This is a genomic window from Microbacterium sp. (genome assembly GCF_030149085.1).
Lineage (GTDB): Bacteria > Actinomycetota > Actinomycetes > Actinomycetales > Microbacteriaceae > Microbacterium.
This window is the reverse complement of sequence record NZ_JASBSF010000092.1, coordinates 1-15,525: the sequence shown is the minus strand read 5'-3', so window position 1 is coordinate 15,525 and position 15,525 is coordinate 1. Positions and strand designations below refer to the sequence as shown.

Genomic DNA, 15,525 nt, shown 5'->3' with positions numbered 1-15,525 from the left:
CGCGTCAGCCCCGGGCGGCAGCGGTGGCCGGCGCGGTGATCTCCGCGATCCAGGAGAACCAGTCGGCGAGGCCGTCGCCTGCCTTCGCGCTCGTGAGGATGATCCGTGCTGTGGGGTTCACGGCACGGACGTTCGCGAGAAACAGGTCGAGGTCGAAGTCGAGGTAGGGCAGCAGGTCGGTCTTGTTCACGACGACCACGTCCACCGACCGGAACATAACCGGATACTTCAGCGGCTTGTCCTCGCCCTCGGTGACCGATGCGACCATCGCGCGATGGTGAGCCCCGGTGTCGAACTCGGCGGGGCACACGAGGTTGCCGACGTTCTCGATCACGACGAGGTCGAGGTTCTCGAGCTCGAGACCGCGCAAAGCCCGGTCGACCATCGGGGCGTCAAGGTGGCACTCGCCGCCGAACCCGTTTCCGGTGTTCAAGAGCGAGATCTGCGCACCGTAGCCGTCGAGGCGATCAGCGTCGAGGGCTGTCTCGATGTCGCCCTCCACGATCCCGACGCGCACGCGCCCTTCCAACTCCGCGAGCGTCCGCTCCAGGAGCGTGGTCTTGCCGGCGCCCGGAGATGACATCAGGTTGATCGAGACGACGGATGCGGCATCCAGGGCCCGGCGGTTGCGGTCGGCCGCAGCATCGTTCTCGCTGAAGATCCGCTCCAGCACGTCGATGCGCTCAGCGCCCGTCTCGTAGCCGGAGTGATCACCGATGTGGTCGTCGTGTTCGTGATCATGCGGGTGGTCATGATCGCCATGCGAATGCTCATGCGAGTGCCCATCATCGTGGTGATCGTGAGCGTGCACGGTTCCGTCATCGTGGCGGTGAAAGCGACCCATCGGTCTTCCCTTCCTTTTCGCCGACCTCCATTGACCGGACGAGGAATTCCTCCCCAGATCGTACGACCACCGATCCACTTCCGCATGACGCGCACACGAGGATCGGCACGCCCTCGATCGTGGAATCCGTGGAGCACTCGCGGCACGTGACGATGGCCGGGATCGAGGTCACCTCGAGCCGCGATCCAGACAACGACGGCGAGTTCTCGCACACGATGCCCCAGCAATACACGAGCGTCTCCGGCACCACTTGGCGTAGCTGACCGACATCGAGCTGGATCGAGAGCACGGCGCGGCCCGCGCTCGAACGCTCAGCGATCGCAGCGATCGATCGGCACAACGACAGCTCGTGCATCCGGCCCTCCGACCCCACCGGTGGGGATGCCCTCACCCTAGATCCAATCGGCGCTCCGGCGGAACGCGCCAGGGTGATCACGCGCCGCGAAGGGTGCGAGACGGCGATTCTCCGAAGCGGTCGCGGTACTCGTTCGCGAACCGGCCGGCGTGGGTAAACCCCCACCGCTGTGCGATCCCTGCGACTGTCGCGCCGCGCCTGGGGTCGGCATCCGTCAGATCGATGCGCACCCGCTGCAGTCGCTGGTCGCGAACGTATCCTGACGGCGTTGTTCCCAGGCGGTCACGGAAGGTCTGCTGCAGATGGCGCGGAGAGACATGCACCGCGTGGGCAAGGACCGCCAGCGAGAACGGCTCGGCCAGATGCTGCTCGATGTAGGCGAGGGCGTCGACCATGAGACCCGACGTTGCCTGTCGCCTCAGCGAGTTGGAGTAGTTCGAAGGCTGCAGGAGGAGCAGGGATGCGACCAGGAGGTCGGCGACGCTCTGTCGACCCAGGGGCAGGGTCAGCAGCGACGAATCGGTCATGGATTCGGTGCTCAGCAGCTGCACCGCGATGCTCCACCGGATGCTTTCGGGAGAGCTCAGATCGAACAGCGGCTCAAACCGCAGCGGTTCGCTGACGCGCCGGCCGAGGGTGCGAGCCACGGCTGCCTCCACGGCATGACGTTCGAGGCGGACGAGGAGCTGGGGAGATTCGGGAGTCATCTCCAGCCGCACCGCCGTGCGCGGTGAGAGCACGATCGCCTGAACCGTCGTCGTGTGCACCGTGACTCCGTCCACGCGCGCCGCGAGCGCTCCGCCCTGGTTCATGCAAACCGTGACGGCGTCGGCGGTGACCGGGATGTCGATCGTGGTGGGGGTCCCGATATCCAGGTAGCCCAACGAGATCGTGTCGAAGCTCCGCGTGAACAGCGCGCCGTCGAGACTCGCGCGGTTGTCGTGGACGGCGACGGTGCCCTCCCCCAGGAGAGTCCCGAGTTCGCCGGCGAGACGCCGGGGGTCGTCGGTGCGCACCGAGGGGGCGCTCGCCAGCGCCGGCGGCGTGCGCAGGGGACGGGCCATCTGTCCTCCAGGGGATCGCTCTGAGGATAAACCCTGCGCATTCCGGATGCTACGCAACACCTGGCGGGGATACATTCGTGCCAGGACACCTCGTCGCGGAGTGTCCCGATCGGAGGACGCCGTATGAGCACTGTGCTCTCGCCGGACGACGCGAAGATGATCACCGGCGCCGACATCGAGGCCGAGCGCCTTCGCCAGCGGCTCGGTGATCCAGAGACCGTCGCTGCCCTCAACCACCTGCTCGACAACGCGGAGCTCGTGGCGGGGCTCCTGGACGTCGTGGGCGGCTTCTTCGCACACTCCGACAACATCGTCGAGAATGTCGCGACCAGCTACCACGAAGCCGTGGCGATGGTCACCGAGAGTCCAGTCGGAAAGCGGGCAGTTGCGGCAGGTCCTGCGCTCCTGAAGGTCGCCGACCAGGCGATTCCGGTTCTGGAGCACGTGGCAGATGCCGACCTCGTCGAGAAGATCGGATCCTCGGGACTGCTCGACCCGGCGCTTCTTGATCTGCTGACACGGGTGGCCGGGGGCGTCAGCCGTGCCACCGAGCAGGCGCAGGCCGAGGCTGAGCAGAAACCGCCGAGCATCATCGCGATCAGCGGGATGACCCGCGACCCCGACGTCAGGCGAGGGCTTGCCTTCGCGCTGCGGATCGTCAAGGAACTCGGTCGCTCCCTCCGTGAAGAGGGAGAGGCCACCGCAACGGAAGGAGAGCAGGCATGACCAGCGTGCTGTGGTTGCAGGGCGGGGCGTGTTCGGGGAACACGATGTCGTTCCTCAACGCCGATGAGCCGAGTGTCGTTGATCTCATCGTCGACTTCGGGCTTGAGGTGCTCTGGCACCCGACCTTGGGGCTCGAGATGGGCAAGAACGCCCAGAAGATCTTTAGGGACTGCGCGGAAGGCAAGCGGCCGCTCGACATCTTCGTGTTCGAAGGGACCGTCATCGAAGGCCCCGACGGCACCGGTCGCTTCGACATGTTCGCCGATCGACCCATGAAGGATTGGGTGACCGAGCTCGCCGAGGCGGCATCCATCGTCGTGGCCATCGGAGACTGCGCGTGCTTCGGCGGGCTGCCGGCCGTCGCGCCCAACCCGAGTGACTCGACCGGTCTGCAGTTCCACCGCAAGGCCAAGGGCGGGTTCCTCGGTGCCGACTGGCGCAGCAAGTCGGGGCTTCCCGTCATCAACATCCCCGGCTGCCCCGCTCACCCCGACTGGATCACGCAGATCATCGTTGCGCTGGCCACGGGACGCGTCGGTGACATCGCGCTCGATGATCTCAACCGGCCCCAGACCTTCTTCACCCAGTTCGTGCACAACGGCTGTACCCGCAACACGTTCTTCGAGTTCAAGCAGTCCACGATGAGCTTCGGTGAGGGCACGCGCACCGGGTGTCTGTTCTACGAGTTCGGATGCCGCGGGCCGATGACCCACGCGCCGTGCAACCGCATCCTGTGGAACCGCCAGTCCTCCAAGACCCGCGCGGGTATGCCGTGCCTCGGCTGCACAGAGCCCGAGTTCCCGTTCGCCGACCTCATGCCGGGCTCCGTCTTCAAGACGCAGCTGATCGCCGGCGCCATCCCGAAGGACCTCCCGCCCGGAGAGGACCACGTCACCTACATGGCCATGGCTGCCGCGGCGCGGATCTCCGCCCCCAAGTGGTCCAAAGAAGACATGTTCGTCGTCTAGCCCGAAAGGCCCAGCACATGAGTTCTACCGTCGATCTGCACGTCAGTCCCCTCGGCCGCGTCGAGGGCGACCTGGATGTGCGCGTCACCATCGAAGACGGTGTCGTGACGGATGCCTGGACGCAGGCCATGATGTTCCGCGGGTTCGAAACGATCCTGCGGGGCAAGGACATGCGCGCGGGCCTGATCATGACGCCTCGCATCTGCGGGATCTGTGGCGGCAGCCACCTCTACAAGGCGTGCTACGCGCTGGACACCGCGTTCCAGACGTTCGTGCCCCACAACGCGACGCTCGTTCGCAACATCGGTCAGGCAGTCGAGACCCTGCAGTCGATTCCGCGCTACTTCTATGCGATCTTCGCGATCGACCTCACACACGAGAAGTACAAGGACTCGCCCCTCTATGAGGAGGCGTGCCGGAGGTTCTCGGCCTACGTCGGCACCAGCTACCAGCCGGGCGTCGTGCTCAGCCAGAAGCCCGTCGAGATCTACGCGATCTTCGGCGGTCAGTGGCCGCACTCCTCGTTCATGGTGCCCGGTGGCATCATGGGCGCTCCGACCCTCAGTGACGTGACCCGCTCGCACGCGATCCTCGACAACTGGAAGAACGCGTGGCTCGAGAAGCAGTGGCTCGGCTGCACCGTCGACCGGTGGCTCGAGAACAAGACGTGGGAAGACATCCTGGCCTGGGTCGACGAGAGCGACGCCCACCGTGACTCCGACTGCGGCTTCTTCATCCGCTACGCCCTGGACATCGGGCTCGACCTGTACGGACAAGGGTGGGGCAACTACATCGCCGCCGGTACCTACTTCGACCCGGCATCCTACGATCACCCCACCATCGAGGGACGTAACGATGCACTTGTCGTGCGCTCGGGTGTCTACGCGAACGGCGCGCACCACGAGTACGACCAGGCGCGGGTGAGCGAGGATGTCGCGCACTCCTTCTATCGCGGGGATGACGTCGTGCACCCCTTCGATGGGGAGCAGAATGCGATCGACCCCGAGCTCGGTGCCAAGCAAGACAAGTACTCCTTCGCCAAAGCTCCGCGCTATGACGTGCCCGGGGTCGGCCGGCTGCCACTGGAAGCCGGGCCGCTCGCGCGGCAGGTCGTGGCAGGCAAGCCGCAGACGAAGGACTTCCAGGACTACGACCCGCTGTTCACCGACGTCATGGCCAAGAAGGGGCCCTCGGTTCTGGTGCGTCAGCTCGCGCGGATGCACGAGGCCGCGAAGTACTACAAGCTCGTGAAGAACTGGCTGAACCAGATCGACCTGCACGGCTCGTTCTTCGCCGAGCCCACCGACCCGGTGTCGGCGCGCGGCTATGGTGGCACGGAAGCCGCTCGCGGCGCTCTGCAGGACTGGATCGTCATCGAGGACGGGAAGATCGCCAACTACAACGTCATCACCCCGAGCGCGTGGAACATCGGACCGCGCGATAAGGATGCTGTCGTCGGACCGATCGAGAAGGCGCTGATCGGGGCTCCCGTCTACGACCTGGAAGACCCCGTCGAACTCGGCCACGTCACCCGCAGCTTCGACGCGTGCCTCGTGTGCACAGTGCACGCCTACGACGGCAAGACGGGGCGAGAGATGTCGTCGTTCGTCATCAACAACATGTGTTGAGCGAGGGAGAAGAGGTGAAGGCGGGCGCGGCCCTTCATAACGACGAGGCGGTCGAGCCGTGGCGGTTGATCGACGACGGTGACGAGAGTTCGCGCGTCGAGCTGTTGATCATCGGATGTGGGAACATCCTGCGCGGGGACGACGCGGCAGGTCCGGTCTTGATCAGGCGGCTGTGGGAGTCCGGCCCGGTACCTGACCGCATCCGGATCGCCGACGGTGGGACGAGCGGGATGGGCGTCGCGTTCGAGATGCGCCACGCCAACCGGGTCCTCATCATCGATGCGTCCAGTACCGGCGCCGAGCCCGGGACCCTGTTCGCCGTTCCCGGAGATGTCGTCGCGGAACTCCCTCCCGCCGGTGCGATGGGAAGCCATGACTTCCGGTGGGATCACGCGATCGCGTTCGGTCGGTGGCTCTTGGGGCCGCTCATGCCGGACGACATCGATGTTCTACTCATCGAGGGCGGTTCCTTCGCCTTCGGTGCGCCCCTGAGCCCCGCCGTGGACGCGGCAATCGAACGGGCGCTCGGGATCGTGCGTGAGCGCATCGCCGCGCTCGAGGAGCAGATCGATGACTGAGGACGTCGAGCAGGTCACCGTCGAGTTCACTCCCGAGGGGCACCTGCGCCTTCCCGCGGAGTTCGCCCGCGCCAACTTTCCGGATGACCGGATCGCCGCCCTTCGTGCACCCACCGGCGAGATCGTGGTGATGCCGGTCGGTGTGGCCGCATCCGGTGGACTGATGCTCAAGCAGCGCAACGTCGCGGGCGATCGCAGTGTCCTCCTGCGCGAAGCGCTCGCCGATGACTACCCGGTGGGTTTCGTGGGAGCACAATGGTCGCGAAAGCGCCGCCGCCTGACCATCACCGAAGAGGGTTCCCGATGACCGAGATCGACCGCCCACAGCCTCTCGGAGCGTTCGCCCTGCCGGCCGGTCTGCTGCTGATAGCCGGCGCCGACACGGATGCCGCGCGGCAGTCTCTGCTTTCCGGTCACCTGCCCGAGAGTTGGCCGTCAGCGCTTGAGGGCGTGCGTCTGGCTTACGAGGGGCGGGTCGAGGATGCTGCTGCGGTCTTCGCGGCATCCGACCGACCCGTCGACCGCTACAACCTCTTCGTCGTCGACCCTGACAGCATTGCGCGAACCGATGTCACTGCCGCGCTCGGGGACCAGTGGCGGCCGCTCGTCGACCATGTCGCCTTCACGCTCGGGCAGACCAGCATTCCGCCCGAGGTCGGTAGCTCCACCGGCGAGGTTGCCGCACTGATCCTCACCGCGCAGGCAGCCCACGCGCTCGATGACGGCGACGAGAACGAGGCTGTCGAGTGTCTGCGCGCCGCCGCCGACCACGTCCGGGGCGTCGCTCCCGCGTTCGCTGGCGTCATCCTCAGCGAGCTCGCCGGTCGTGGACACAATCTTGCCGATGCCGACGAGGCAGTCGCGCTGCTGAAGGGCACCGACCTCCGCGCCGCGTACGCCGAGGCCCTCTACCACCGCGCGGGCCTTGTCCACGGAATGGCGATCGAGGGGCGGCGCTCTCTCACCGAAGCGATCCAGGGCTACACCGAGGCGCTCCGGCACCTTGATGAGGGCGAGAACCGGCCCCTGTTCGCCCGCGTACACCTCAACCTCGGCACTGCCTACCTGGCGGCGCCCGTCATGTCGGATGCCGACATGCTGCGGGTGGGCATAGCGATCCAGTCGCTTCGCACCGCCGCACGGTTGCTCGATGAAAAGGACGACGCCGAGGAATGGGCCAGTGCGCGTCTGAACCTCGCCAATGCGCTGGTGTACGCGCCGTCCGCGCGTCAGCGTGACAACCTCATGGAAGCTGTCGACCTCTACGAGGTGGTGCTGCGCACCCGATCGCCGAAGAAGGACGCTCTCGGGCGCGCCCGGGTGCTCTCGAACCAGGGGAACGCCCTTGCCCATCTCGGACTCCTCGACGATGCGCGGGGGCGGTTCGACGAGGCGGAGTTCTTGTTCGCGTCGAAGGGCGATGAGAACTCGGCCGCGATCGTGCGGGACCTGCGCGATCAGCTGGTGGCGGCGGGGAGCCCGGCATGACGCCCGCAGGCCGGAACGAACGGGGAGGTATCCGATGACGATGCTCGACGCTCACACGCGAGACACTGACAGTCCAGAGGTTGAAACCCTCGAGACGACTGCCGCGCGCCTGGACGCAGCGGTTGCCGCCATCAGCCGGCTCGATCCCGACAGTCGCGCCGTGGCTGAAGAGTTCGCGCTGGCCCTTGACGCACTCTCGAGGGAGGCGCTCACCACGATTGTGCGGGCTCTGCGCGAAGATCCGCGCGGCAAGGAGCTCCTCTTCGACCTCGTCGACGATCCAGCAGTGCGGATGCTGCTGGGCATGCACGGAATCATCCGGATGCCGGACCCCGCCGCCACCGCCGAGGCAACGGCGCCGGCGCCGGCAGCGAGCGCTCGTCCCGTTGCGTTCGTGAGTCTCGAATCGCTGCTGCGCGGGCCGAGCGCCGCCCCGACGGGTGCCTGCGGGACCGGGGCCAGCGCATGCGGCCCCGAGGGCTGTGGCTGCGGCGGGCACTGACACGGCGCGCCTTCGCGCCGTCGTCGTGCCCAGCGTTCGCGTAGCCGCGATCGTGCGCGGTGTCGTGCAGGGGGTCGGGTTTCGCCCGCACGTTGCACGAGTCGCTGCCGCGCACGGCGTGACCGGATGGTGCGGCAACGACGACGAAAGCGTCTTCATCGAGGCGCAGGGGACTGCCGCCGCCGTCGCGGGCTTTCTGCATGAGGTGCGCGAGCATGCGCCCGTCCTTGCTGTCATCGACGAGGTGACCACCTCGGATCGCGACACCATCCCGGGGGAGAGCGACTTCCGGATCGTCGAGAGTCGTCGCGCGGGCGGCGTGCGCACCCTCATCCCGCCCGATGTCGGATGCTGTGACGACTGCCGCCGCGAGCTCCGAGACCCAGGCGACAGGCGCTTCGGCTACCCCTTCATCACGTGCACGAACTGCGGACCACGTCTGAGCATCATCCGTGACCTCCCCTACGACAGGCCGCTGACGACGATGTCGGTCTTTCCGATGTGCGCAGCGTGCCGCGCCGAATACGAGGATCCCCTCGACCGGCGCTACCACGCCCAACCGATCAGCTGCTTCGACTGCGGACCCACTCTCACGCTGAAGGATGCCGCCGGGCGTCCCCTGAGTACCGGAACGGAGGCGCTCGCCGCCGCGCGACGTGCTCTCGGGGACGGGCGCATCGTGGCGGTCAAAGGCCTTGGTGGTTACACCTTGATGTGCGATGCGCGCAGCGACGCTGCTGTCCGCCGGTTGCGGGAGCGTAAGCGCCGTCCCGACAAGCCCTTCGCGGTGATGGCCGGCTCGATCGAGGAGGCATCGCGCATCGCGCACCTCGACGCAGCCGCGGTCCGTGAGATGACGGGGCCCGCTCGCCCCATCGTCATCGCCGACACGACGACGGATGCCGATCTCGCGCCGTCCGTGGCTCCCGGGCTGTCGCGGGTGGGCATCATGCTTCCCTCCGCCGCGGTGCACGAGATGCTGCTGAATCCGACAGACGTGGTGGTGGCAACCAGCGGCAACGTGTCAGGTGACCCGCTGTGCTTCCGCGAGGACGACGCTTTCGAGCTGCTCGGCGGGATCGCCGACCTTTTCGTGACCAACGACCGCGGCATCCACGTTCCCGTTGAAGACTCCGTCCTGCTCGCCGGTGGCGTAGGCGGCGACCTGATTCCGCTCCGGCGCAGTCGCGGGTACGCCCCGCTACCGATTCGTCTCTCCCCCTCGTCCGGCGGTGGCGTGGTCCTCGCCGTCGGAGGTGAGCTCAAGAACACGTTCGCGATCGTGCGCAATGACCGGGCGTTTCTGTCGGCGCACGTCGGAGACATGGGTTCGCTCGCGTGCCAGGAAGCCTTCGAGCGCGGCGTCGCACAGTTCGAAGGGCTGCACCGCAGTTCGCCGGCTCTTCTGGTCGCGGATCTGCACCCCGATTACGCGACGACGCGGTGGGCCCAGCGGCATGCTGATCGGACCGGCATCGCCCTCGTGCAGATCCAGCACCATCACGCTCACGCCCTGAGCCTTCTCGCCGAACACGACGCGGTCGGCACGCGGGTCGCAGTAGCCGCTGTCGACGGCACCGGGTGGGGTGAGGACTCCACCATCTGGGGTGGCGAGATCCTGCTCGTCGGGGCTGACCCGCTCGAGTACGAGCGCGTCGCGCACGTCCCATGCTTCCGGCTGGTTGGTGGGGACACCGCTGCCCGCAGCCCCTGGCGCGTCGCTGTCGGGCTGCTGCGCGACTGGGGGATCGATGGCACCGGCATCCCCGTGGCCGCCGATGCTCCACCCGCGGAACTGGCTCTCGTACGTGCACAGCTGGATTCAGCAGAGCCCGTCGGAGTGATCGCCACCTCAAGTCTCGGGCGGGTCTTCGACGCTGTCGCGGCGATTCTGGGCATCCGTCACCGCATCACTTACGAAGCCCAGGCGGCGATGGAACTCGAGGCTGCTGCCGGCGCCTGCGAGCACGGCGGGCATCCGGATGCGGCAGCCGAGTTGCCCGCGCTGGTCGCCGACGTCGTTGAGCGGATGCGCGCGGGACAACCGGTCGCGTGTCTGGCGCGGCGATTCCACGACGGCGTCGCTGCCTGGATCGCCACGGCGCTGACCGACCTCATCAGCTCCGGCCGCGCCGACGTGGCGGGTCTTACCGGCGGCGTCGCACAGAACCGCGTGCTGCTGAACGAGGTCGGATCTAGACTGTCCCGCGACGGGGTCCCGACGATGCTCCACCGTCGGGTTCCCGCCGGAGACGGTGGCCTGAGCCTCGGGCAGGCCCTTGCCGGACACCTGATGCTTGCCGGCTCATCCGGCAGAGGGGAGTGAGCCCGATGTGCCTTGCGATTCCGGGCAGGATCACCGACCGCTGGGTCGAACCCGACGGCGCGATCGTCGCCGAGATCGACTTCGCCGGCGAGAGCCGTACCGCCAAGCTCAACTTCCTTCCCGACCTCCAGGTCGGCGACTACGTCATCGTGCACGCCGGCTTTGCGCTCACCCGCGTTCCGGCCGATCAGGTCACCCAGGTGATGAGCGCGATGCAGGATGCCGGTGTCGTGGACGCCGACGGTGCGATCGCCCACGACGCAAGGATCGGGCTGTGAGCGCCGCGCCCGCAAGCGACCTGCGGATCGCCGCCGTCCACGTGGCCCGCGCCCAGGTGCTCGGCGGCACCGTGCATGTCGTCGGCGATGACTCTGCAGCGCTTTCCGGTGTCCGGGCCGTGGGGCAGGGCGACGCGGTCGAGATCCTGCGAGCTACCGCGCGATCGGGGGATGCCGCGATCATCGTCGGCGCCTTCGCCGACCGGGATCGGCTCTTGGCGCGCCTTCCCGCATGGGGGGTCGCGGGGATCTGGGTGGGGGATGCTCAGCGTCCCGCCGATGGCGTGGCCACCGTGTGCGTCGCCGGCGACGCCGAGGTCGTCGTGCCCGGCATCCTCGCCATCGCCGACGACCTGCGAGAAGACCCTGCCGCGCTGCAACCGGCCATCGTGGAGTGCACCGACGAGGTCTGTATCACCTGCAGCGACGAAGGTCGGCTCGGAGAGGTCCTCGCGGCCCCTCCCGTCCTGTTCGCTCCGGCGCGCGTGCGTACCGCGGATGGCCAGGAGGATGTCGATGTCACGATCCTTGGACACGTCAGGCCGGGCGATCTCGTGCTCATCCACGCCGGGATGGCGATCGCGACGGTGCCGTTACCACCCGAGGTGCCCGTCCCGATCGCCGCGGAGGTGATGTCATGACGACCGACGCCACGGCAGCTGACACGGGTCGCCGCGGAAAGAACCGGCTCAACGAGTCAGAAGACGAGGTCCTCGCGCGCATCGAAGCATTCCGCCGGCGCCGCCCGCGGCTGATCGACGAGGTGATCACCCTGGCACACGGAGCAGGGGGCAAGGCCTCTGCGGCGCTGGTGGACGCCGTCTTCTTCGAAGCATTCGGCTCTCCCACACCGGGCGACCCGGGCGACGCCGCGGTCCTGGAGCGGCCGGCGGGACGCATTGCGATGACCACCGACTCCTACGTCGTCAACCCGATCCGCTTCCCCGGCGGGAGCATCGGCGATCTTGCCGTCAATGGCACCGTCAACGACCTCGCCGTCAGCGGTGCGGTGCCCACCGCTCTCACCGCGGCTTTCGTCATCGAAGAGGGTCTTCCCGTCCAGACACTCCGCGAGATCGCCGCCGACATGCGGGCTGCAGCTGACACGGCCGGCGTGGCGATCGTCGCCGGCGACACCAAGGTGGTGCCGCGGGGCGCTGCCGACAAGCTCTTCATCACGACGGCCGGCGTCGGGGTGCTCCCCGCGGGCCGTCGACTCGGAGCCGACCTCGTCGAACCGGGCGATCGCATCCTCGTGTCGGGACCCATCGGCGCCCACGGAATGGCCGTCATGCTTGCGCGGGGGAACCTCGCCATCGACGCCGAAATCTCATCCGATTCCCGTGCCGTGAATGGACTCGTCGAGGCTCTGCTGGATGCCGCGCCGCAGACCCGCTGGATGAGAGACGCCACGCGTGGGGGCCTGGGGACCGTGCTCAACGAGCTCGTGCAGGCATCCGGGCGCGGAGTGATCGTCGACGACGAAGCAGTGCCGGTTGCCCCGGTCGTTCGCGGCGCGTGCGACATGCTCGGGATCGATCCCCTCTACGTCGCCAACGAGGGGATGTTCGCTGCGGTCGTTCCCGCCGATGTCGCGGATGCCGGGCTCGCTGCCCTGCGGGCGCTGCCCGGGGGCGGGAGTGCCGCGATCATCGGCGAAGTTGTCGCAAGCCCCTCCGACATCGTGGCAGTGCGCAACGCCTTCGGCGGCACCCGCATCGTCGACATGCTCGTGGGCGACCCCCTTCCCCGAATCTGCTGAAAGAGAGGTCAGCCATGTGTCTCGGAATCCCCGGTGAGATCGTCGAGGTCGTCGATGCCGACGAACACCTCGCGTCGGTCGAGGTCAGTGGTGTTCGCCGCGTCATCTCCACGCGGCTGCTCGCCGACGAGCATGTCGGAGTCGGGGACTGGGTGCTGGTGCACGTCGGCTTCGCGATGAGCAAGATCGACGAGCACGAGGCCGATGTCACCCTCGATCAGATCCGAAAACTCGGGCGAACCTACGACGAAGAGCTCGAGGCCTTCATGGAAACGGAGATCGTCTGATGCGCTTCGTCGATGAGTTCCGCGACCCCGCCGCAGCCCGGTCGCTGCTCGGTGTCATCGAGGCGCAGACGCAGCGCCTCGGTCGCACGCTGTCGTTCATGGAGGTGTGCGGCGGCCACACCCACACGATCTATCGGCACGGGCTCGAGCACCTTCTGCCCGAGGCCGTGCAACTCGTGCACGGTCCCGGATGCCCCGTCTGCGTCATCCCGATGGGACGCGTCGACGACGCGGTGTGGCTCGCGCATCGGCCCGGAGTGATCTTCACGACCTTCGGCGACATGATGCGCGTTCCCGGCACCGAGGGCAGCCTCCTGCAGGCGCAGGCAGCGGGCGCCGACGTCCGCTTCGTGTACTCGCCGCTCGATGCCCTGAAGATCGCGATCGACAACCCCGACAAAGAGGTCGTGTTCTTCGCTGTCGGTTTCGAGACGACTGCCCCATCGACCGCCGTGACGATCGCCCGTGCTGCAGCGCTGAATGTCACGAACTTCTCGATCTTCTGCAACCACGTGCTGATCGAGCCGCCGCTGCGCGCGATCCTGGATGCCGACGACCTCGACCTCGACGGTTTCATCGGTCCCGGACACGTCTCGACGGTTGTCGGGACGACGGTCTACGACTTCATCCCCGCCGAGTATGGGCTTCCCATCGTGGTCACCGGCTTCGAACCGCTCGACATCCTGCAGTCGGTCGAGATGCTGCTGAAGCAGTTCGAGGACGGACGCTGCGAGGTGGAGAACCAGTACGCGCGAGTGGTGCGGCGCGAAGGGAACCCTGCCGCACTGGCGCTCATGCAGCAGGTCTTCGCGGTGCGCGACACCTTCGAGTGGCGAGGCCTCGGCTACATCCCTCGGTCCGGGTACGGCATCCACCCCGACTACGAACGATTCGACGCCGAGAAGAAGTTCGCCCTCCCAGGTGTTCGAGTCGAGGACCCGCCGGCCTGCGAGTGCGGCAGCGTGCTGCGCGGGGTGATCAAGCCGTGGGAATGCAAGGTGTTCGGCACCGCGTGCACCCCCGAGACCCCGATCGGCACGTGCATGGTCTCGCCCGAAGGCGCATGCGCCGCGTACTACAACTTCGGGCGGCTGCACCGGGAGGCGGCCCAGGCCGTGGCCCGCGTGTGAGCGCCGACTCGAGACCGCACGGGGAGCGACTGTTCGCGCGGTACGCGTACCACCCGAACGAGAAGGGCTACTGCGGCCCCGATGGTGCACCCCTGCTCGCGGAGGTGGCGCGCGGTGAGGGCGCTGGGGTGGACGTCCGGGGGGCGGCTACCCGCTTCTCGGGTGCGTGGCCGTATCTGACGGTCATCGGGCGCCTCCTCGCGTGCGATCCGCTCGATGAGCGGGCGGTGCGGGCGTACTGGACAGGGTCTGTCGAGGGCGACGCCATCGATCCCGCCGTCTTCTGGCGTGAGTTGCTGGCGATCATCGGTCCGCGCGCCGGGTCGTACTGGGCATACCTTGACGAGTCTCTGGCCGCCGAAGCGGCTCCCCATCACGCCTTTCACGTCTTCGGGGTGTACCCCTGGACGCGGTTGCTCAGCACCGGTCGGCCCGAGCCCGTCGAGGTGTTGGAGTCGTGCGCGATCCTGCCTGCCACGGTCATGCACGCGGATGCCACACGCTGGCGCGTGCGCGGACCGCGACTGGTCTATCGCGAGGGCGTTCTCGCGCTCGATGACTCCGACGATGCGAACGCCGAGCGGGACGTCACAGTCCCCTTCGGCGACACCGCGACGGCCGGCGAGAAGGTTGCCATCCATTGGGGTGCGGTGGCCGAGGTCATCGACGGCGACACCGCCGGGGGACTCCAGGCTCGCGTGAGTGCCCAGCTCGCGCGGGTCAACGCTCGGCTCGCGGCATCCTGACCTGATCTGGCGCCGAGCCGTGGCCGGTCGCGCCGGTACGGGGTGGACGGGGCGCTCGCGGATCGAACCCCCACGGGAGCTCGAGGCCGTGCGCGCTCAGCAGGTCGGCGTCGGAGAGGATGTCGGTTGTCGTGCCGTCGGCGACGATCCGACCTTCGTCGAGGATCACCGACCGAGGGCAGAGTTCGAGGGCGTAGGGCAGGTCGTGGGTCACCACGATGATCGTGGCGTCGAGTGCACCGAGGGTCGCGGACAAATCTCGACGGGCGGCAGGGTCGAGGTTGGAGGTCGGCTCGTCGAGCACGATGACCTCCACATCCATCGACAGGATCGTCGCAATAGCCGCGCGGCGTCGCTGCCCGAGCGAGAGTCGACCGGGCGCCGTGTCCCGATGCTGCCCGAGTCCAACCCGGGTCAGAGCCTTGGCTACTCGCGACTCCAGCTCCGGCCCGCGCACGCCGTAGTTTCCGGGACCGAATGCGACATCCTCCCCGATTGTCGGGAGGAAGAGCTGGTCGTCGGGGTCTTGGAAGACGACGCCCACTCGGCGGCGGATCTCGGGCAGCGACCCTCGGCCCACCGGTGTGCCGCCGATCTCCACGACTCCGCGATCGGGAAGGTGGATGCCGTTCAGATGGAGCATGAGCGTCGTCTTGCCCGCTCCGTTCGGCCCGAGCACCGCCACCCGCTCGCCCGCGGCGATCTCGAGGTCGATGCTGTGCAGCACGGCAGTGCCGGACGGGTAGGAGAAACCGACCCCGCGGACCGATACGGATGCCGAACTCATCCGGCTCCACCCCGCGAGAGCATCGCGAGGTGGACGCGCTCGCCGCGGGCGTGGGA

At 67.7% G+C, this 15,525-nt stretch carries 18 protein-coding genes; 14 read left to right on the top strand and 4 right to left on the bottom strand.

Translation table 11 applies throughout. The features are described from left to right. Positions 1-4 precede the first annotated feature (4 nt). The 3 genes from hypB to Q1V87_RS03865 form a co-directional block, all read right to left on the bottom strand. Positions 5-844, bottom strand: a complete 840-nt coding sequence (gene hypB, locus Q1V87_RS03875) for a hydrogenase nickel incorporation protein HypB (protein WP_300590910.1) — start codon at positions 842-844, stop codon at positions 5-7. After that, positions 819-1,199, bottom strand: coding sequence for a hydrogenase maturation nickel metallochaperone HypA (locus tag Q1V87_RS03870; protein ID WP_300590909.1), 381 nt, complete (start codon positions 1,197-1,199; stop codon positions 819-821). The genes hypB and Q1V87_RS03870 overlap by 26 nt, the downstream gene beginning before the upstream one ends. A 77-nt stretch (positions 1,200-1,276) precedes the next feature. Next, positions 1,277-2,263 (bottom strand): AraC family transcriptional regulator, encoded by a 987-nt coding sequence (locus Q1V87_RS03865; protein ID WP_300590908.1) that lies wholly within the window; start codon positions 2,261-2,263, stop codon positions 1,277-1,279. A gap of 123 nt (positions 2,264-2,386) precedes the next feature. Between Q1V87_RS03865 and Q1V87_RS03860 the strand changes: the two genes are divergently transcribed. Genes Q1V87_RS03860 through Q1V87_RS03795 form a run of 14 tightly spaced genes read left to right on the top strand, consistent with a single transcriptional unit; the run spans position 2,387 to position 14,682 of the window. Then, positions 2,387-2,989, top strand: coding sequence for a DUF1641 domain-containing protein (locus tag Q1V87_RS03860; protein ID WP_292710009.1), 603 nt, complete (start codon positions 2,387-2,389; stop codon positions 2,987-2,989). Then, positions 2,986-3,957 carry a hydrogenase gene (locus Q1V87_RS03855; RefSeq protein WP_300590907.1) on the top strand — a complete coding sequence of 324 codons (972 nt, stop codon included), beginning with the start codon at positions 2,986-2,988 and terminating at the stop codon, positions 3,955-3,957. The genes Q1V87_RS03860 and Q1V87_RS03855 overlap by 4 nt, the downstream gene beginning before the upstream one ends. A gap of 17 nt (positions 3,958-3,974) precedes the next feature. Next, positions 3,975-5,585 (top strand): nickel-dependent hydrogenase large subunit, encoded by a 1,611-nt coding sequence (locus tag Q1V87_RS03850; RefSeq protein ID WP_300590906.1) that lies wholly within the window; start codon positions 3,975-3,977, stop codon positions 5,583-5,585. Positions 5,586-5,599: 14 nt separating this feature from the next. Beyond that, the gene (locus tag Q1V87_RS03845; protein WP_300590905.1) at positions 5,600-6,163 is read left to right on the top strand and encodes a hydrogenase maturation protease; all 564 of its coding nucleotides are present in this window, start codon (positions 5,600-5,602) and stop codon (positions 6,161-6,163) included. Further along, a complete protein-coding gene (locus tag Q1V87_RS03840) occupies positions 6,156-6,470 on the top strand; it encodes a hypothetical protein (protein ID WP_300590904.1) in 315 nt (104 codons plus the stop codon). The genes Q1V87_RS03845 and Q1V87_RS03840 overlap by 8 nt, the downstream gene beginning before the upstream one ends. Beyond that, the gene (locus Q1V87_RS03835) at positions 6,467-7,651 is read left to right on the top strand and encodes a hypothetical protein (protein ID WP_300590903.1); all 1,185 of its coding nucleotides are present in this window, start codon (positions 6,467-6,469) and stop codon (positions 7,649-7,651) included. Before Q1V87_RS03840 ends, Q1V87_RS03835 begins: the two co-directional genes overlap by 4 nt. A gap of 34 nt (positions 7,652-7,685) precedes the next feature. Continuing rightward, positions 7,686-8,153: a hypothetical protein gene (locus tag Q1V87_RS03830; protein ID WP_300590902.1), complete on the top strand. Its 468-nt coding sequence runs from the start codon at positions 7,686-7,688 to the stop codon at positions 8,151-8,153. After that, the gene (hypF, locus tag Q1V87_RS03825) at positions 8,134-10,479 is read left to right on the top strand and encodes a carbamoyltransferase HypF (protein WP_300590900.1); all 2,346 of its coding nucleotides are present in this window, start codon (positions 8,134-8,136) and stop codon (positions 10,477-10,479) included. The genes Q1V87_RS03830 and hypF overlap by 20 nt, the downstream gene beginning before the upstream one ends. A 5-nt stretch (positions 10,480-10,484) precedes the next feature. After that, a complete protein-coding gene (locus tag Q1V87_RS03820; protein ID WP_292710026.1) occupies positions 10,485-10,757 on the top strand; it encodes a HypC/HybG/HupF family hydrogenase formation chaperone in 273 nt (90 codons plus the stop codon). Then, the gene (locus Q1V87_RS03815) at positions 10,754-11,398 is read left to right on the top strand and encodes a hypothetical protein (protein WP_300590899.1); all 645 of its coding nucleotides are present in this window, start codon (positions 10,754-10,756) and stop codon (positions 11,396-11,398) included. Before Q1V87_RS03820 ends, Q1V87_RS03815 begins: the two co-directional genes overlap by 4 nt. Next, positions 11,395-12,519, top strand: a complete 1,125-nt coding sequence (gene hypE / locus Q1V87_RS03810; RefSeq protein ID WP_292710030.1) for a hydrogenase expression/formation protein HypE — start codon at positions 11,395-11,397, stop codon at positions 12,517-12,519. Before Q1V87_RS03815 ends, hypE begins: the two co-directional genes overlap by 4 nt. Before the next feature lie 14 nt (positions 12,520-12,533). Continuing rightward, positions 12,534-12,806 carry a HypC/HybG/HupF family hydrogenase formation chaperone gene (locus Q1V87_RS03805; RefSeq protein ID WP_292710032.1) on the top strand — a complete coding sequence of 91 codons (273 nt, stop codon included), beginning with the start codon at positions 12,534-12,536 and terminating at the stop codon, positions 12,804-12,806. Then, positions 12,806-13,936: a hydrogenase formation protein HypD gene (gene hypD, locus Q1V87_RS03800; RefSeq protein ID WP_300590898.1), complete on the top strand. Its 1,131-nt coding sequence runs from the start codon at positions 12,806-12,808 to the stop codon at positions 13,934-13,936. The genes Q1V87_RS03805 and hypD overlap by 1 nt, the downstream gene beginning before the upstream one ends. Continuing rightward, a complete protein-coding gene (locus tag Q1V87_RS03795) occupies positions 13,933-14,682 on the top strand; it encodes a DUF6390 family protein (protein WP_300590897.1) in 750 nt (249 codons plus the stop codon). The genes hypD and Q1V87_RS03795 overlap by 4 nt, the downstream gene beginning before the upstream one ends. Here Q1V87_RS03795 and Q1V87_RS03790 read toward each other — a convergent pair. After that, positions 14,657-15,469, bottom strand: coding sequence for an ABC transporter ATP-binding protein (locus tag Q1V87_RS03790; RefSeq protein WP_300590896.1), 813 nt, complete (start codon positions 15,467-15,469; stop codon positions 14,657-14,659). The genes Q1V87_RS03795 and Q1V87_RS03790 overlap by 26 nt on opposite strands. Positions 15,470-15,525: the final 56 nt, after the last annotated feature.